The organism is Vibrio sp. 03_296 (assembly GCF_002265885.1).
The window spans coordinates 1-1424 of sequence record NZ_NPKW01000298.1 but is presented as its reverse complement, the minus strand read 5'-3'; the positions used below and the strand labels follow the sequence as shown (position 1 = coordinate 1424).

Annotated in this window: 2 pseudogenes; one reads left to right on the top strand and one right to left on the bottom strand. The window is 46.9% G+C overall.

What is annotated here, in order from left to right:
* A pseudogene (locus tag CIK04_RS24150) lies at positions 1-692 on the bottom strand (YggS family pyridoxal phosphate-dependent enzyme); the annotation flags it as partial.
* A gap of 23 nt (positions 693-715) precedes the next feature.
* Here CIK04_RS24150 and CIK04_RS24145 point away from each other — a divergent pair.
* Positions 716-1424, top strand: a pseudogene (locus CIK04_RS24145) (type IV pilus twitching motility protein PilT); the annotation flags it as partial.

The window sequence follows — 1424 nt, the reverse complement described above, 5'->3', positions numbered from 1 at the left end:
GCGATGGCCAAAAATGGCGGTGCCAATACGCACCATGGTTGAACCTGATTCGATGGCGGCCATCATGTCGCGCTCATGCCCATCGATAAGTATCCACGCTTGGATAGCGTTGAGCTAAGCGTTGTTGTAGCTCAGCAAGCGGTTGGAATGCCGCTAACTGAGCAGCGTGGTCATCGACGTTTTCAGGGATTGACATCAACCCCCTTAAAAGTGAGGTTGGGCAAGCGTGAAATCAACTCAGCAAGTGCAAATATTTCCTCACCGGATACACCTGACTTAGAGGCTTCGCCGCTGGTGTTCACTTGGATCAGCACTTGCAGTGGTGGGAGCTCTGCTGGGCGTTGATCATTTAAACGTTGAGCGATTTTGTCACGATCAATGGTATGTACCCACGCAAAGTGCTCCGCCACTAAGCGACTTTTATTCGATTGAATAGGACCGATGAAATGCCACTCGATGGATTTCTCAGGGTGTTGCTCGGCAAAAAATCGGACTTTTTGCTACGCCTTCTTGCAACGTATGTTCTCACCAAAAGCCCTTTGACCAGCATGATAGGCTTCGAGAATCGCCTCGACAGGTTTGGTTTTACTGACSRCTAAAAGTTGCACTGAGTCTCGAGCTCGTCCACACTTTTGCGTAGAGTCGTGAATCTGTGTGGTGATATGTTCAATGTTTTGTTGAATACTGTTCATCGCAAGTCTTTTAAGGGAAAATAATGGATATCACTGAGTTACTGGATTTTAGTGTAAACATAACGCATCAGATCTACATCTTCTGCGGTGTGCCTCCTATGGTACGCATAGATGGCGATGTAAGAAAGCTCGGTGTGCCGCATTTAATCATGCTGATGTGCATCGTTTGGTTTTTGAGATCATGAACGATTCACAGCGCAGTGAGTTTGAAGAGAAATTGGAAGTCGTATTTTTCCTTTGAATTGCCTAACGTAGGTCGCTTTCGTGTTAACGCCTTCAACCAATCTCGTGGCTGCTCTGCGGTGTTTCGTACCATTCCAACCAATATCCCGACCTTGGAAGAGACTTGAAGTGCCCGCAAATTTTGAAAAAATTGCGAAGTGTGAAAAAGGCTTGGTGCTGGTCACCGGGCCGACAGGTTCAGGTAAATCAACCACGTTAGCGGCGATGGTGGATTACATTAACCGAAACTACAACAAACACATTCTGACCATTGAAGATCCGATTGAATTTGTTCACCAAAATCAGAAATGTTTGATTAACCAACGCGAAGTTCATCGCGACACTCACAGTTTTAAAAATGCGTTGCGCAGTGCCTTGCGTGAAGACCCGGATGTGATTTTAGTGGGTGAGTTACGTGACCAAAGAGACCATCAGCCTAGCGCTCACCGCGGCAGAAACGGGCCACTTGGTGTTTGGTACGTTGCACACCAGTAGTGCAGCAAAAACCAT